This window comes from Variovorax sp. Varisp85, from assembly GCF_047304045.1.
In the GTDB taxonomy this organism is placed as follows: domain Bacteria; phylum Pseudomonadota; class Gammaproteobacteria; order Burkholderiales; family Burkholderiaceae_C; genus Variovorax.
Map to the genome: position 1 here is coordinate 1 of NZ_JBGLYN010000071.1, position 16313 is coordinate 16313.

The window sequence follows — 16313 nt, forward strand, 5'->3', positions numbered from 1 at the left end:
GCTCAACGGCTCGAATCCGATCTTCGTAGGAATACACGAACTACCTCCTGGTAGTCCAAGTTTTCGTCCGCACCCCCAGAGGGTCAATTTTCGGCGGCAATCAACAAACAGCGGACTTAAAATCCGCTGTTCGATGGTTAAAGCCCATAAAGGCCTACCAATCACGCACTGCGCCAGCAAAGAAGAGCTTGCTATATTTGTTATAGCAAGCTCTTTGCGCTCAAAAGTGGTTTGTATATTTCCCGTGTAATCGTGTCATCGGCGTGGCATCTAAAGGGCACCCCAGCTTTCAACGCTCATGGCTTTGATAGCAATCAGATCAGCGGGATCTGGACGATGGGGCAAGTAGGCTGAGGGCTTGAAAGTCCTTCGGAGTTCAAAACTCAACTTTCCTTGGGGCAAGTGTTTGAGCAAGCCGTACGTCTCGACCAGCGGTTTGAAGTTCGCCGACCCGTGTTCACTCAAGCAGTTGTAAAACAGCACCAGACTTTCATACGAAGACAGCTGCGCTCGGACGAAGGACGTGTATCGCCGCTTATCAGACACTTTGCTCGAGTCAACGAACTTGATGACGTGGTACAGGTGGCGGAAGTAGTGGCCGAGTTCGTGTTCGTACTCCCGATAGAAGGTGTTGTAGCCATTTTGGGCTTGGACAAGTGCGGTGTCGCCGTATGAATTTCCGATTACCACCTCCAGGCGCTCATAGAAGGTCTTGATGCAGTCCCTGCCGCGTGTGACATGTAAGGTCTTCATGTTGACTATGTCGATCGCGTTCACGATGTCGCCCAGGGCGCGCAGCAATTGGAAGAATGTTGCTTCGAACTGCTGAAGGTCGAGCGTGTCAGCCTGGGCTTTCATTTGGGACTTCTGATCTTGAAGCACCGTCCGCGTGTCCGCGAGTTCTTGACGCTGCAATGCCAGCTCTGCGCTCTGCAAGCGGATCGCCACGATCAAGCCTGCGAATGCGAAGCCACTGAACAGAGCATTGATCGAACCGAACATGTCGCCGAAGGTGCCCCTGTCTGTGTCACCTCGCAGCGCCCACCAACACAAGCACCAGGCCACCAGTACCGCGACGAACGGCATCGCGTACCACCATTGCGGTGTTGAATTTCCTCTACTTTCACTGGCCATGATCTCCGCCATCCTTTGTTGATGGCCTCAATCATGCCAAGTCATGCCCACTCGTGCCCATGTTGCACACTGGGCAGCAATAGGGAATCGACGAGTTTCAGGCCACCTTACGGGCCATCCGCTCCTGCAGCTTGTCCATCGCCGCCTTGATGTGCTCCCCGTCGTTCTGGTGGGCATACTTTTCCGCCATTTGCAGGGTCTTGTGGCCGCTGATTCGCTTCACGGTCGGCAGGTCAACGCCGGATTGGACGAGGTGACTTACTGCCGTGTGGCGCAGGGTGTGACGTACCACTTGACTGAGGTCGAACCCGCCTCGATTCCGGTCGGTGCCAACACCGGCGATGCGGCAACAGTAATCTATCCGGCTGCCGGCAGCGCCGAGGAACGCGATGGGGAATCGGGCACCTCGCCCAATGCAGAAGTCGTAGATCGCACCCGGCCCCGCATCGAAGGCGCCACGGGCATAGGCCCGACATAGGCGCATTTGGTCTTACCTGCGCCTGGGTCCAGCATCGCGACCGGCGTCTCGTCGGCCATGAAAAACGCGCGCAGCCAGCACGAAGCGCTTGTGGATTTCGTACGGCGGCTCCAGGGCCGCGCCGGCTTGCCCGGACCAGCTTGCCAGCGTCGAGCGAGGCGTGTGCACGTTGGAGCGCGCGTTGATCGCCTCCCGTCGGTAGTACGGCAGGTGGTCGACGAAGCGACTGATCAATGTGTGGGCCACGAGTCCGGCGGCAGGTGTGCTGCCATTGATGACCTGAGGTAGTGCCGGTGCCTGCACGAGGTACTGATAGCAGCAGCAAGCCCACTTGCCGTAGATGTGGCGATGCACGAAGAACTCTGCTGGCACGAAGGTCAGCCGTGGGGTGATGCAGCACTGAATCTACATACGACGTTATCGGAAAAGGTCGAGGATTCTGTTGCGCTCATCACGCTGCGGCGGTGCCCCGATGGGCGCGCCGGTGAGCTCTTCCACCGGCGGTGGCGGCTGCTCGGCATTCTCCAGGCCCAGGCTCGCCACGTTGTGCCCCGGCGTGAAGTCGTCGAAGTACCACTCGCCGTCGATGCTCACCACGCCGGGCGGTTCGGCCGGCTGCGTCACCGGCACGCCTTGCAGCGCCGACTGCATGTAGCCGATCCAGATCGGCAGGCTCAGGCTGCCGCCGGTTTCGCCGCGCACGCCGAGCTGGCGCGGCGTGTCGTAGCCGATCCATGCGATGCCGACGCGCGTGGGCTGGAAACCTGCGAACCAGGTGTCGAAGGAATCGTTGGTGGTGCCGGTCTTGCCGTAGAGGTCGTCGCGCTTGAGGACCTGGTGCGCCTTGAAGGCACTGCCGCCCTTGACCACGCTTTGCAGCAGCGAATCCATGATGAAGGCATTGCGCTGCGGAACGGCGCGCCGCGTTTCGTCGAGCACCGGGGGCTCGGTTTCCATCAGGACCTTGTCCCGGAGGTCGGTGACGCGTGTGACGAGGTACGGGTTGACGCGGTAGCCGCCGTTGGCGAACACCGAATAGCCCACAGCCATCTGCATCGGCGTGACCGAGCCGGCGCCCAGGCCCATCGGCAGGTTGGCCGGTTGCTTGTCCTTGTCGAAGCCGAACTTGGTGACCCAGTCCTGCGCATACGGTGCGCCGATCGATTGCAGCACGCGCAGCGTCACCAGGTTCTTCGACTTCATCAGGGCCGTGCGCAATGGCATCGGGCCTTCGTAGGTGCCGTCGAAATTCTTGGGCTCCCAGGGCTGGCCGCCGTTGGCAGCGGCATCGAAGTACAGCGGTGCATCGTTCACCACGGTGGCGGGCGTGAAGCCCTTTTCGAGCGCGGCCGAATAGATGAAGGGCTTGAAGCTCGAACCCGGCTGGCGCCAGGCCTGCGTCACGTGGTTGAACTTGTTCTTGCCGAAATCGAAACCGCCGACCAGTGCCTTGATCGCACCGGTGCGCGGGTCCATGCCGATGAAGGCGCCCTCCACTTCGGGCAGCTGCGTGATCTCCCAGGTGTTCTTGGGCGTCTTCGCCACGCGGATCACCGCGCCGCGGCGGATCTTGATGTTGGGCGGCGCCTTGGCTGCAAGGCCCGACAGCGCAGGCTTGAGGCCTTCGCCGCTGATCTGGATCGTTTCGCCGTTCGCGCGCACCGCGCTGATTTCCTTGGCGTTGGCATCGAGCACCACGGCCGCGATCACGTCGCCGTTGTCGGGGTGTTCGGCCAGCGCGTCGTCCACGGCTTCGTCGACCTCCTTCTGCTCGGTCGGCAGGTCGACGAACTTCTCGGGGCCGCGATAGACCTGGCGCCGCTCGTAATCCATGATGCCCCTGCGCAGCGACTTGTACGCCGCCGCCTGGTCCGCTGCGACCAGCGAGGTGTAGACCTTGAGGCCGCTGGTGTAGATGCTGTCGCCGTACTGCGCGTACATCATCTGGCGCACGGTTTCGGCCACGTACTCGGCGTGCAGGCGGTTCGGGTCGGCGGCGTCGCGCAGGTGCAGCTCTTCCTTCTTCGCTTCGGCCGCCTGCTCTGCGGTGATGAAGCCGGTCTCCTGCATGCGGTCGATCACGTAGAGCTGGCGCGCCCGCGCACGGCGCGGGTTGGCCACCGGGTTGTTCGCGCCCGGCGCCTTCGGCAGGCCCGCGAGCATGGCGGCTTCGGCGATGGTCACGTTCTGCAGCGGCTTGCCGAAGTAGGTTTCGGAGGCAGCGGCAAAACCGTAGGCACGGTTGCCGAGGTAGATCTGGTTCAGGTAGATCTCGAGGATCTGGTCCTTGGTGAGCTGCTGCTCGAGCCGGAAGGCCAGCATGATCTCGTAGGTCTTGCGGCTCATGGTCCGCTCGGAGCTCAGGTAGACGTTGCGCGCCACCTGCATCGTGATGGTCGAGGCGCCTTGCTTGCGGCCGCCCTTCAGGCTGGCCATCGCGGCACGCAGGAAGCCCTTGTAGTCGACGCCGCCATGGTCGTAGAAGCGCGCGTCTTCGACGGCCAGCACCGCATCCTTCATGACCTTGGGAATGTTCGCGAAGGGCATGAGGTTGCGGCGCTCTTCGCCGAACTCGCCGATCAGCGTGCCTTCGGCCGAATACACCCGAAGCGGCAGCTTGGGCCGGTAGTCGGCGAGCTCGGAGCTGTCGGGCAGTTTCGGATAGATGGCGACCACCGCGACGATGGAGGCGACCAGCACCACCAGCGCGCCGGAGCCCGCGACGATGGCGCTCCATTTCGCAGCCCGTTTCCAGCGATGGTTCCGATCAGTCGTGCCGTCAGGAGGAGTAGAGCTTGAACGTTTGAACATAGGAAAAAGCTAGCTGGAAAAAGGATTGAAGCCGCTGCGCACCACGACGCTCCACATCGCGCGTCCACGCAGTCAAAACTCGAACCAGGTTGCGACCAGTCTCACACACGCAGAGTAATTAGCGCCTGCTGTTGGGCCCATGAGCACCTGAAGTCCAATGCCATGGCGACCGAGGTAGCAGGGCCGAACTGAAACGTACTGATGCCGAACGGGATCATGGCCCGCGTCAGCATTCGGCTTGGCACGAGCCAGTCAGTGGCGATACCTCCATGCTAAAAAATCGGCAAGAAGCGGTCGTTGAGAGAGGTCATATCGATTTGCCATCCACTGAAATCGAAGATGCCGACTTACGGCTCCAGCAGGCCTCCATCCTCCCGCAGAGCTTGCTGCAGGCGGGGCACATGGGTCTCCTGCATCGGTGTGCTGCCAGCCAGCGCGGCGGCCGTGCCTGCGGCCTGGCCCATGACGAAGCATCCTCCGCTGGCTCGAGCGGCGGACTGCCCCTCATGCGTCATCGAGGCACAACGTCCAGCCACCAGCAGGTTTTCAATTTTCTTAGGAACAAGCATCCGCCACGGTAGATCGTTGTAGGCCCGATCCGGATCGGAGGGGAACCCCCACGTGATGCCCCCCGACCGGTGCAGTTCCATCGGCCAGGCGTTGATACCGATCGCGTCGTCGAAGCGTGCGGAATGCAAGATGTCATCACCGGTCAGTGCGTAGAGTCCTTCGATTCGGCGCGTTTCGCGAATGCCCACCTGGGGCGCGATCTCCACGATTCGCGAATCTGCGAAGCCAGGCACCTGTTCACGCAGGAAGCGGAAGTACTCGACGATCTGCCTCCTGCCCTCCACCTCGCCGGCACTCAGCTCCGCGGCATCCACCCCGTTCATGGCCTGCCCGTCGGAATTCGCGATCTGCGTGACGTTGGCACGCCATTCGGACGAGTGGATCTGCGGCCGCAGGATCGCACTCTCGCGGGGAAATCGGTAGCGGCCGGGATGCTCCGCTTGCGCGCGTTCCATCAAGTCGTTGATGGCCTTGAACTCGCCGACTGCGGGAAGCGCCTGCGACGCGTCCACATGGCCGACGCGGAACATCGTGGACGGGAACAGGCCGCTGCCGTGGCCGTCGCCCACCTCGTAGGAAACGCCGGCAAATGCAGCCACGTCGGCATCGCCCGAGCAATCGATGAAGACGCCGGCACGAATCGCCTGGCGACCCGACTTGCTCTCGACCACCAACGCGGCAATGCGCGCGCCGTCCATCAGGACCGATGCAGCTTGCGCATGGAACAGCAGCTTCACTCCGCAAGCCAGCATCCACTGGTCGGCAGCGCACTTGTATGCGGAGGTGTCGTACGAACGAACGCGAATGCGACCCTGCATCCCGTCCTGGGGCTTGTTGAGCCCACCCAGCGCCTCGATGCGAGCCAACAGGTCGTCCACGACGCCGTGAACAAGTTGCCGCATCTCGCCTTGATGGCGGCCGTAGAGGCCAGCGAAGTTGGTCACGCCACCGGCCGTCCCCATGCCGCCAAGGAAACCGTAGGACTCCACAAGCAATGTGCGGGCGCCACGGCGTGAGGCACTGGCTGCGGCAGCAAGCCCCGCAGGGCCGCCACCGACGACCACCACGTCGTATTCACCCTGGACCGGCAGGTTGCGGGCCGGCTCCAGGAGGGTTGTTTGCGGGGATGCCATGGGTGTTTGCCTTTCTCTCTGCACGTCAATCCAGGGTGATCCTGTTTTTTTCCACGACGGGCTTCCATCGCGCCACGTCAGCCGCCAGCAGCTTGCGGAACTCGTCGGGCGAGTTCCCGACCGGATCCATGTACTGCATTCGGAGCTTGTCCTTGACGGCCGGTTCGGAAAGCACCTGCACGATCTGGTCGCGAAGGTTCTGGACCACGGCAGCCGGCGTCTTCGCAGGCGCGATGAAGCCGATCCAGGCGTCGCCCTTGATGTCCGGAAGACCGCTCTCGGCCAGGGTCGGAAGCCCGGGAAGCGAAGGGGAGCGGTCCGGCGATGCCACCGCGAGTGCCCGCAGCTTGCCTGCGTTCACGTGCGGCATCACTGCGGCTGCGGGCAGCAGTGCCATGTCCACGTCGCCCGAAAGCAGTGCGGTCACGGCAGCACCGGACCCCCGGTAAGGCACATGGACAGCATCTCCGCCGGCCTGCGCGACCAACGCCGCCATCGCGAGGTGTGAGATCGAGCCCGCACCGATGGACGCAAAGCTGAGTCTGGAAGCGCCCTTCATCAGCGCCAGCAGCTGCCCGGCATCTTTCGTGGCCGACTTCGACCCGACCACGAGCACCGAGGGTTGGGACACCGCGATCGTCACCAGTGCAATGTCCCTGGACACGTCATAAGGCATTTTCCTGAACAGGAGCGCATTCACGCCCAGCGGACCGGCGATGCTCACCCCGATCGTTCGCCCGTCGGCATCGGCCTTGGCGACCGCGTCGGTGCCGATGTTTCCTGCCGCGCCACTCTTGTTGTCCACGATGAAGGGCTGATGCAGCCTCGCGGCCAGGCGGTCGCCGATCACTCGGGCGGCGGCGTCGGGCGTGGAGCCGGCGTCGAAGGGAACCACGACTTTGACAGGCGCCTTTGGCCAATCCTGAGAGAAAGCGGGAACGCCGGCAAACGAAAAGCCGGCAAGAAGAAAAATGCGGAGCAAGCACGATTTCACGGGGGAAGTCTCCAGTTCTTCGAGTTTTTCCCGGACGGGCCTGTCCGGGACTTGCACGTAATTTAGGCAGCGCCCATCATTGCGTCCATCGACAACACGTCATACACCCCAGCGGGAATTCGAATAATGGACATGAAGCTTCTCGCGGTATTCGACGAGATCTACAAGACCCGCAGCGTGAGCCGGGCAGGCGAGAACCTGGGCCTTCCGCAGACCTCGGTCAGCCTGGCACTGGGTCGGCTTCGACGCCGCTTCAACGATCAACTCTTCGTGCGAACGGGCGACGGTATGCTCCCGACTCCTCGTGCGGCCATGCTTGTGCCCCAGCTGCGCCAAGCCTTCGAGTTGCTGCTGTCGGCCACCGAGCAGCAGGCGGAGTTCGATCCGGCGTCCTCTTCCAGAACATTCCGTATTGCGATGACGGACATCAGCAACCTCGAGTTCCTGCCGGCCATGATGAACAAGGTTGCGAAGGCCGCGCCGGATGTCCGGATCGAAGTGCTGAGGATCACGGCCGAGACCGCCAGGCTGCTGGAATCGGGCGATGCCGATCTGGCGATCGGATACATGCCGGAGCTTGACGCCGGCTTCTTTCAGCAGAAGCTGTTCGAAGACGGATTCGCCTGCGTGATGCGTCGCCAGCATCCTCGTGTCGGCGAATCGCTGACCGAAGGGACATTCAAGAAAGAAAGGCACGCGGTCATCACCGCGCCCGGGACCGGAAACGAGATCGTCGAGCAAGCGCTGAAGCGGCGGGGTGTACAACGCAAAGTCGCGCTTTCATTGCCCACCCTTCCAGGCCTCGGAAACCTCTTGGCCAACACCGAACTCATTGCGACCGTCCCGAAGCGAGTGGCCCAGACGCTGGTGAGGATCGCTCGCGTCAAGGCCGTTGCGCCCCCGTACCGGTTTGCGGACTTTTGCATCAAACAGCATTGGCACGAGCGCTTTCACCACGACCCTGCAAACCGCTGGCTCCGCTCGATGGTGGCGGAGCTTTTCCTGGAAATTTGACCGTCGCCCCATGCTGAGCCGCGAAGACGGCAAGCTGGACGGCGGCCTTATGAGACGGGGGCGCCATCGCTGGTGGCTGTGCGCAAGGACGGTCGCGGCACGGTACGCATTGACTCGCGCGTCATGCAAGCCAGGACGAGCGACGAAGGCCTTTGGCGGCAGTTGGCGTTTCAGACCAGGGCGCTGGAGATGAGCCTTACCTGACACCGCCCAAGAGAGCCGAGAGTCACTGCGCAGCCAGGCAGTTCTGGCACTGACCGAGAAGCCGCCATGCTGTGCGATTTCCACAAAGCGATTCAATCATCCAGTGCTCTGCACATCAATTGGTGCAAAAACGCACCAGTCTTTGGGATTTTTGCCAACTTACCAGATCACTGTTGCTTTTTTATAGTTCGGACACCAACGCCAACCAAACGTAATGCCGATGACCATCGCTTTCTCCTCCTTCGGGGGATCTGTCCCCACAAGACGCGATAGTCAATTCGCGACCGGTAATTTCGACGGACTTGTTGAACCAGCGAGAAGGTTTGGCTGCTACCGGCGGCACGACCTGACCATAGAACTGGGCGCGCGAGGTTCAATATGAATGCAGTGCTTGGACAACTCGACCATCGGGCCTCACTGTCAAAGCAACTGCTGCTTATTCTGATATTCAGCTTCACCGCGGCAGACTTTCTGCATAACGGCATCGTTGCCATCAATGCCGCGCCTGTCATGGGCGAAATTGGCGCAAGTCCGGAAGAGTACAGCTCCGTGGCAACGATCTACGCCGTCGTCGCCATCACCACAATCTACAAGCAACGATGGATCGTCGAGCGGCTTGGCTGGCGCCTCTTCGTTCAGGCCTCCATGTGCCTCTTTGCAGCCGGCGCCCTGACTTGCGCGATCAGCTCGACGCTGGTGGAGTTCGCGCTCGGCAGAGCGTTGATGGGCTTGGGTGGTGCAACATTCTTCACAGTCGGGCGCGTCATCGTCAACCACATTCCGCCGTCGAAAGCGCGATTCACCGGCATCAAGTACTTCGCCAACGGGCTCGCTGTCGGCGGCATGCTAGGGCCGCTCATCGCAGCCGCGGCAGTGTTGCACGGCACATGGCGGTATGCATTCATCGCACTGATCGTTCCTGCATTGGCGATCGCTCTGATCTCCACTTTCGTGCTTCCGAACTCGGCGACAGCTGCCGAGAAAAGATCGCACACGCATCCGAAGGCACTTGTGATTTTGATACTCGGCAGCTTTGTCCTGCTGCACGCCCTTCAGCGCTCCAGCTACGATTGGTTCGTTGCACCCGGCTGGATTGAAGCATCTGTCACCGTGGCCCTGCTTGCGCTGGTCATGTTCGTGCTCTGGGAACTGCGCAACGACCAGCCATCGCTGCGGTTTCGCGACCTGGTACAGCGAAGATTCATTGTGGGAGCCTGCGCGTTCACTGCGACATACGCGATCGTCGCGGGCGACAACTATGTACTTCCCATCCTGATTCGCCAGGCACTGAACCTTCCGCTGGAGATCGTCGGGATGTTCCTGGCCATTGGCGCGTCAGCCGGCTTTGTCGTATGGCAAGTCATGTCGCGATTTGTCGCAGGACATCCCGGACCTTCGCGCTACTTCATCGCCGGCTTCGTATGTCTTGGCATCTTTGGCTTCGTACTTTCCAGGCTCAGCGAATCCGCCGATCCCTGGATTCACATCGCACCTGCATTGCTTTTGAATGGCGCGTTCGTCATGTTGGTGCTGGCCACCACCGCCATGCAGACCTTCCAAAAACTTCAGCATGACGAAACTGTCTTTTCAAACGCCAATCAGGTGAAGAACATGCTCGCCCAATTTGGCACGGCGGTCGGCATCGCAGTGGCAACTCTGGTCATGCAATGGCGCGGCACGACGCGCTACGCCCAGCTGTCGGAGTCTGTGACCCTGGGGCGCCCGGGTGTGGACGACATACTTTCCCGACTCACCGCACACTTCTCATCGGTCGGTGACCCGGCGCTCGCGGGCAAACGTGCTCTGGCCGTTGTCAATCAATTGATGACCGAACAATCACTCTTCATGGCTGCCACGGACTACTTTCTTGGAATTGCAGTCCTTGCATCGGCATGCATCAGCATGGTTCTGCTCGAGCGAACTTGGCGCAAATAGAAATCGCGCTAGCTACGACGCTTCGGGCTGCTTCTTGTTCTCGCACTAACTTACGGCCGCATTGGCGATGTTGCTGAAGTGCCTGGACAGCGCTGAAGTTAGCTTGCGTGCCAGTTCGGTCTTCTGACGCCCCTTCCTGCTGACCGCGAAGAATTCAATCGGTACGACCGGATCGGCCAGTGCCTGGAGCGTCACGCTGTAGCGTTCACAGGCTGGAGCGACGAATGCCGGCAGCACCGCCCGGCCGTGACCGGCTTCGACCATCGCGATGATCGCTTGAATATTCTGCAACGGGCCACTGCGGCTCGTGGAGATGTCGATGCTGCGCAGTTGCGCATCCACCAGCTTTTGAATTGGATTGTCCGCACTGAGCGCAAGCAGGTATTCGCCGGCCAGGGACGACCAGTTCGCGCGCTGAACGACTTTCGCTCTGCGCGCGCCACGCCCAGGTAACCGCGCTGGGCCAGCGCTGACCAGCACAAGGTCAAAGGTGGCCAGCAGTTGGCGTTCGATACCCGCCGCCGGCTTGAAGAAGGCTCCCAGTCCAAGATCGACTTCGCCAGCCTCAATGCCATGCAGGATCTGCCGGCGGTCCAGGTCGCTGACGTTGACACGGATGCCAGGCTGCGCGCGGCGGAAGTCCTGGAGCCAGTGCGGCAGCACACTCGAGGCGATCAGTGGCGTGGCAGCCAACGAGACCTGCTGCTCGGCGGCCGCAGAGAGCTGTCCAATGCCGGACGTCGCGCGCTCCCAGTCAGCCAGCATGCTGCGCGCGGTGGGCAGCAACGATTCGCCCGCAGGCGTAAGGCGCACCGAGCGCGTCGTGCGGTCGAACAGTCGGGCGCCGGCCTGCGCCTCGAAGTCCTTCAACATGAGGCTCAATCCCGCTTGCGTGACAAAGATTTCTTCGGCAGCGCGCGTGAAGCTGCCCAGACGGGCGATGGCAACGAAAGCCTGGAGTTGCCGGGTGCTGATATTCATAAGCAGCAGTCATCAATTGATTTGATAGTTTAACTTCCCAAATTTCTGCCCCTGCGATGCAATAGCTGCATGGCCAATCGGGCCAAGCAGATTGAAGGAGACATCGCATGGCGGGCAAACCTTTGCACGTATTGATTGCCGGGGCCGGCATCGGGGGTCTTTGCTGCGCGCTCGCCCTGCAGCGGCGCGGCTTCCGTGTGACGGTTCTGGAGCAAGCGCCTCAACTCGGGGAAGTAGGCGCGGGTTTTCAGGTGAGCGCGAACGGCTCACGATGCCTGGCCGACATTGGCCTGGGCGAGGAATTGCCGAAGCTGGCGACCGAAGCCGCAGGCAAGCAAGTCAGGCTCTGGAACTCCGGCCAGACGTGGAAGCTTTTCGACCTCGGCGCGGAGTCGGTCCAGAAGTACGGTTTTCCTTACTACCTCATCTACCGAGCCGATCTTCACGCACTGATGGCCCGGCATGTGCGCGAGCGCCAATCGGACGCCATCAAGCTGGGCGCCAAAGTTGTCAGCTTTACGCAGGACGACGACGGTGCCGAAGTCGAACTGGAAGGCGGGGAGCGCGTGCGCGGCGATGTCCTTGTTGGTGCCGACGGGGTGCACTCGCGCGTGCGCGGCGCCATGTTCGGACAAAGTCCTGCGCAGTTCACCGGCTGTGTTGCCTGGCGCGGGCTGGTGCCGCGCGAGGCGCTTCCGTCGCACCTGCATGCGAACGTTGGCACCAACTGGATCGGCCCAGGTGCCCATGTCATCCACTACCCGTTGCGCGAGGGCAAGCTCGTCAATTTCGTGGGCATCGTGGAGCGAAGCGACTGGCAGGTCGAGTCGTGGACCGAACGCGGCACCGTCGAGGAATGCCTGAACGACTTCAGGCATTGGCACGAGGATGTGCAATGCCTGATCCGCGGTATCGGACAGCCTTACAAGTGGGCGTTGCTCAGCCGTCAGCCCATGGACAGCTGGACGCAGGGCCGCGTCACGCTGCTGGGCGACGCCTGCCATTCGACTCTGCCATTCCTGGCACAAGGCGCGGTGATGGCACTGGAGGACGGCGTGGTGCTCGCGCGTTGTCTTGCCGCCCATCGCGACGACCTGGCCGCCGGACTGCTGCGCTACCAGGGCCTGCGGCTGGAGCGCACCTCTCGCATCGTGCGCGGCTCGGCGGCGAACGCTGCGCGTTTCCACAATCCGCTGCTGGCCGATGCGACCCAGGCAAGCCACTACGTCGACAGCGAATGGAACGAGGACAGCGTGCGCCAACGCTACGAATGGCTGTTCAGCTACGACGCGACAGCCGTGGACGTCGAAAGCACGTCCAACGCCCCGCACACCCACTGAATCGAATTGAGGAGATTGACGAATGAACAATGACGCCTTACCGGCACTGATTCACGATCTGGTCCATGCCTTCCAGGTGCTCGCCATGGATGGCCAGGGCAGCGGAATCTCCGGCCATCTCACCGCGCGGCTGCCAGGTGCGCGAACATTCTGGAGCATTCCCTACGGCCTTGGCTTCGAGGAAGCGACGGCACCGGCCTTGATCGAGTCCGACTTCGATCTTCAAACTGTCACCGGCGCCCTGCCCTGCAATCCCACGCTGAACATCCACACCGAGATCTACGATGCCCGTCCCGAGGTCTGCTGCATCCTGCACACGCACTCCGAAGCCTCCCTGGCGCTGGGCATTGTCGGCAGCAACCTGGAGCCAGTGACGCAGAGCGGCGCGCTGTTCTATGAAGACATCGTGCTGTTCGACGAGTTCGATGGCATCGTGCTCGACAAGAAGGAAGGCGCAAGCATAGCCGCGAGGCTGGGCTCGAACCGCGCCATCCTCCTGCGCAACCACGGCTCGGTGGTGGTGGGTGAATCCATTGCCGACACCGCCATCGCGGCGACAGTGCTCGAGTTCGCGGCGCGCGTGCAACTGCAGGCAATGGCCGCAGGAACACCCAAGAAATTACCGCCGGCCGAAGCGCGCCAAACCAAGGCGTTCCTGCGCCGACCGGACGTGATCGACTTGCGCTGGAAACTCCTGGTTCGTCAAGCGCGGCGGCACAACCCCCATTTCACCTTCGAGAGAAGCTTTGCATGACTGCGCCAACCCCAACCGGCCGTTCCAAGGTCTTGATGCTGCTGACGTCCGACTTCGTCACTGCACGCTATGACGCGCTGCGCGCGCGTGCACCCGAGCTAGAAATCGTGACGGAACTCGGGTCTGACACGGACCCGGATGTGACCGCGCTCTTCGCATTCAAGCTGCCCGCAGGCGTTGCGCCTCGCCTTCCACGGTTGCAACTTGCGGCGTCGGTCGGCGCCGGTGCAGACGGTATTCTTTCCGCGCCTGATCTGCCAGCACATGTGAAGGTGACGCGCGCGATAGAGCCGGGGCTGGGTCTCAGCATGGCGCAATACGTCGTTCTGCAACTGCTGCGGCAGTTTCGCGGGTTGCCGGCAATGGAAGCGCAGCATGCCGCCGGCGAATGGAAGCGCCTGGCCGTTCCCGATGCGCGCGAAGTCACGGTCGGCATCATGGGGCTGGGTGCAATCGGTGCGGTGGTGGCAGATGCGGTCTGCGCCTTGGGCTTCAAGGTGATCGGCTGGACACGCTCCGAGTCGCGGGCTGCTCGTGTGCCGGTGTTTGTCGGTGAGGCCGGCATGGAGGCGTTCCTGCCCCAGTGCGACTATCTGGTGTGCTTGCTGCCGATCACCGCGCAGACTGTGGGCCTGCTCAATCGTGCGCATTTGTCCAAACTCCCGAAAGGCTGCTTCGTGATCAACGCGTCGCGCGGCGGCATCGTGGTGGAGCAAGACCTGCTCGCCCTGGTGGCCGAGGGCCACCTGAGTGGCGGCGCCTTCGACGTCTTTGCGAATGAGCCGCTGCCCCCCACGAGTGCATTCTGGCGCCACGACAAGGTATTGGTCACGCCGCACATCGCGGCCCAGCCATCCGTCGCTCCCGTGGTCGATCAGTTCCTGGACAACCTGCGACGGCTGAAGCACGGCGAACCGCTGATCAACGAGGTCGATCGAAACCTCGGGTACTGAAGAACGCGGCCCGCGCGAGATGAGATTCCACACAGACCGGAGACAACAATGACCCGACGAGCATTCATCAACTGCATGGCCGTTGCGCTGACATGCGGCCCCGCGGTATCCACAGCCTTCGCAGCGGACGCCTACCCCTCGAAGCCGATCAAGGTGATCCTGCCGTTTGCGACCGGCGGCCAATCCGACGTGGTGGCGAGACTCATCGCCGAACGCCTGTCGCTCGGACTTGGCCAGCCGCTGGTGGTGGAAAACGTAGCGGGTGCGGGCGGCATGATCGCCGCCGCGAGCGTCGCGCGGGCCGCACCCGACGGCTACACGCTGTTTCTGCCCAATGCCAGCACCTTGACCATTGCGCCGCATCTGCAGAAAGGAAGCAGCGTCAAGCCATCCGCATTCACGCCGATCACCACCGTGACTCAGTTCCCGCTGGTGCTGGTAGTGAACAGCAATTCACCCTACAAGTCGCTGGCCGATGTGGTGGCGGATGCCAAGGCGCGGCCGGGAAAGTTGAGCTTTGCATCACCCGGATACGGCACGACTCCGCATCTCATGGGCGAGACCTTCAAGCGTGAAGCGCACCTCGACATCACGCATGTCCCCTACAAAGGCGGCGCGCCGGCCCTGAATGACCTGCTGGGCGGGCAGGTCGATCTCTACTTCGAAGCCCCGGCCACACTGGCCCCGCAGATTCGAGCCGGACGAATCCGGCCGTTGGCCGTGACCGGCAAGGCACGCATGGGTTCGATGCCCGATGTACCCACGGTCGCCGAGCAGGGCATGCCCAAGCTCACGCTGGAGAGTTGGTCAGCCCTCGTTGCGCCGCCCCGAACACCGGCCGACATCATCGCCCGGCTGCGCGTGGAAACCGAGAAGGTGCTCAAGAGCGAAGACATTGCCTCGAAACTGCGCGAGCGCGGCTTCGAGGCGACCTCAAGCACGCCGGAAGAGTTGGCGCGCATGGTTCGCGAAGAAGGCGCCGTCTGGTCTCAACTGATCAAGGAGCGCAACATCAGCGTCGACTGAAGCGCGAGCTACCTGGCGGCGGACAGGCCCGAGGCACTTTCGCGAAGGTTCGACTCGACACTCCGCTCATGGATGCTGGCGGGCAGATGCACGGACAAGTAGTCGATCAAGCTTCTGACCGACGGCAGCATTCCGCGCGGCGGAGGATAGAGCAAGTGGATCACGTGACTTGCGGCGGACCATTGCGGAAGAACGATCTCCAGCGTACCGCTGCGTACGCATGCCGAGACAATCGGCTCCGGCAGCAGTGCAACGCCGATGCCGTGAATCGCGGCCTCCAGTTGCAGGCGCAGGTCGTCGGACGACAGCCGCGGGAAATGCGATACCACTGCAACCTGCCCGGACGACTCGGTCAACGTCCATCGCGCGTGACCATCATGCACATCGCCGGGACGGCCGAAGGTATCCATGCCGGAGAGCGCTTGCGGCGTTTGCGGACGCCCGACGCTATCGAGAAAGGCGGGGCTGGCCACCAGAACCCTCCGCGCCTGCCCGAGTTCCCTGGCAACCAGGCCTGCAGTGTCCTCGATGCGGACATGCGCACGCAGCGCCAGATCGAACCGTTCCTTTAGCAAGTCGACATGGCGGTCGCTGGTCTCCAACTCAAGCTTGACTTTCGGATGCGTCGCCAGGTAACCCGGCAGGATCGGCGCCAGATAGCTCTGGGCCATCACCTGGGGACAACTGAGCCTCACGGTGCCGGCGGGTTCCTTGCGGAGATCGGCCACGCTGTCGAAGGCGCTCTGTGCGGCCTGAACCAAGATTTGCGCTTGCGTGAAGAAACGCTCTCCGGCTTCCGTCAAGGAAATATGGCGTGTACTGCGCTGCAGCAGACGAACGCCCAGTCGTTCTTCCAGCGCCGCAAGACGGCGGCTGAGCCGAGTCTTCTCCAAGCCGGTAGCTCGCGCCGCAGCGGAAAAACCGCCGTGCTGCACGACCTCCACAAAGTAAGCCAGATCGTCCAGGTTCTCCATGCCTAACCCATC

Annotated in this window: 14 protein-coding genes; 6 read left to right on the top strand and 8 right to left on the bottom strand. The window is 62.2% G+C overall.

Annotated elements, in window-relative coordinates; genetic code table 11:
• Positions 1-270 precede the first annotated feature (270 nt).
• The 6 genes from ACCC97_RS23285 to ACCC97_RS23310 all read right to left on the bottom strand — a co-directional run bounded on the left by ACCC97_RS23285 (position 271) and on the right by ACCC97_RS23310 (position 7120).
• The gene (locus ACCC97_RS23285) at positions 271-1134 is read right to left on the bottom strand and encodes a putative phage abortive infection protein (protein ID WP_413335287.1); all 864 of its coding nucleotides are present in this window, start codon (positions 1132-1134) and stop codon (positions 271-273) included.
• A 97-nt stretch (positions 1135-1231) separates the two neighbouring features.
• Entirely contained in the window at positions 1232-1618 is a 387-nt protein-coding gene (locus ACCC97_RS23290) for a tyrosine-type recombinase/integrase (protein WP_413335289.1), read from the bottom strand.
• Between the two features lie 6 nt (positions 1619-1624).
• On the bottom strand, positions 1625-1984 hold the full coding sequence (locus ACCC97_RS23295; RefSeq protein ID WP_413335291.1) for an IS66 family transposase: 360 nt from the start codon (positions 1982-1984) through the stop codon (positions 1625-1627).
• 45 nt (positions 1985-2029) lie between these two features.
• The gene (locus ACCC97_RS23300; RefSeq protein ID WP_413335293.1) at positions 2030-4423 is read right to left on the bottom strand and encodes a penicillin-binding protein 1A; all 2394 of its coding nucleotides are present in this window, start codon (positions 4421-4423) and stop codon (positions 2030-2032) included.
• Between the two features lie 347 nt (positions 4424-4770).
• Positions 4771-6126, bottom strand: a complete 1356-nt coding sequence (locus ACCC97_RS23305; RefSeq protein WP_413335295.1) for an FAD-dependent oxidoreductase — start codon at positions 6124-6126, stop codon at positions 4771-4773.
• Positions 6127-6151: 25 nt separating this feature from the next.
• Positions 6152-7120 (bottom strand): Bug family tripartite tricarboxylate transporter substrate binding protein, encoded by a 969-nt coding sequence (locus tag ACCC97_RS23310; RefSeq protein WP_413335297.1) that lies wholly within the window; start codon positions 7118-7120, stop codon positions 6152-6154.
• A gap of 132 nt (positions 7121-7252) precedes the next feature.
• Between ACCC97_RS23310 and ACCC97_RS23315 the strand changes: the two genes are divergently transcribed.
• Together ACCC97_RS23315 and ACCC97_RS23320 are read left to right on the top strand one after the other, a co-directional pair.
• The gene (locus ACCC97_RS23315; RefSeq protein WP_413335299.1) at positions 7253-8134 is read left to right on the top strand and encodes a LysR family transcriptional regulator; all 882 of its coding nucleotides are present in this window, start codon (positions 7253-7255) and stop codon (positions 8132-8134) included.
• 582 nt (positions 8135-8716) lie between these two features.
• The gene (locus tag ACCC97_RS23320; protein WP_413335301.1) at positions 8717-10273 is read left to right on the top strand and encodes an MFS transporter; all 1557 of its coding nucleotides are present in this window, start codon (positions 8717-8719) and stop codon (positions 10271-10273) included.
• A gap of 45 nt (positions 10274-10318) precedes the next feature.
• On the opposite strand, the gene ACCC97_RS23325 is transcribed toward ACCC97_RS23320, so the two are convergent.
• Entirely contained in the window at positions 10319-11254 is a 936-nt protein-coding gene (locus ACCC97_RS23325; RefSeq protein WP_413335302.1) for a LysR family transcriptional regulator, read from the bottom strand.
• A 107-nt stretch (positions 11255-11361) separates the two neighbouring features.
• On the opposite strand from ACCC97_RS23325, the gene ACCC97_RS23330 reads away from it, so the two are divergent.
• The 4 genes from ACCC97_RS23330 (at position 11362) to ACCC97_RS23345 (ending at position 15327) form a co-directional block, all read left to right on the top strand.
• Positions 11362-12594, top strand: a complete 1233-nt coding sequence (locus tag ACCC97_RS23330) for an FAD-dependent oxidoreductase (protein ID WP_413335304.1) — start codon at positions 11362-11364, stop codon at positions 12592-12594.
• Positions 12595-12616: 22 nt separating this feature from the next.
• Positions 12617-13348: a class II aldolase/adducin family protein gene (locus tag ACCC97_RS23335; protein WP_413335305.1), complete on the top strand. Its 732-nt coding sequence runs from the start codon at positions 12617-12619 to the stop codon at positions 13346-13348.
• Complete coding sequence (locus ACCC97_RS23340) at positions 13345-14301, top strand: 2-hydroxyacid dehydrogenase (RefSeq protein WP_413335307.1); 957 nt, start codon at positions 13345-13347, stop codon at positions 14299-14301. The genes ACCC97_RS23335 and ACCC97_RS23340 overlap by 4 nt, the downstream gene beginning before the upstream one ends.
• A gap of 75 nt (positions 14302-14376) precedes the next feature.
• Positions 14377-15327, top strand: coding sequence for a Bug family tripartite tricarboxylate transporter substrate binding protein (locus ACCC97_RS23345; RefSeq protein WP_413335309.1), 951 nt, complete (start codon positions 14377-14379; stop codon positions 15325-15327).
• A gap of 8 nt (positions 15328-15335) precedes the next feature.
• Here the strand turns inward: ACCC97_RS23345 and ACCC97_RS23350 are convergent, their stop codons facing one another.
• Positions 15336-16301: a LysR substrate-binding domain-containing protein gene (locus ACCC97_RS23350; RefSeq protein ID WP_413335310.1), complete on the bottom strand. Its 966-nt coding sequence runs from the start codon at positions 16299-16301 to the stop codon at positions 15336-15338.
• Between the last annotated feature and the right edge of the window lie 12 nt (positions 16302-16313).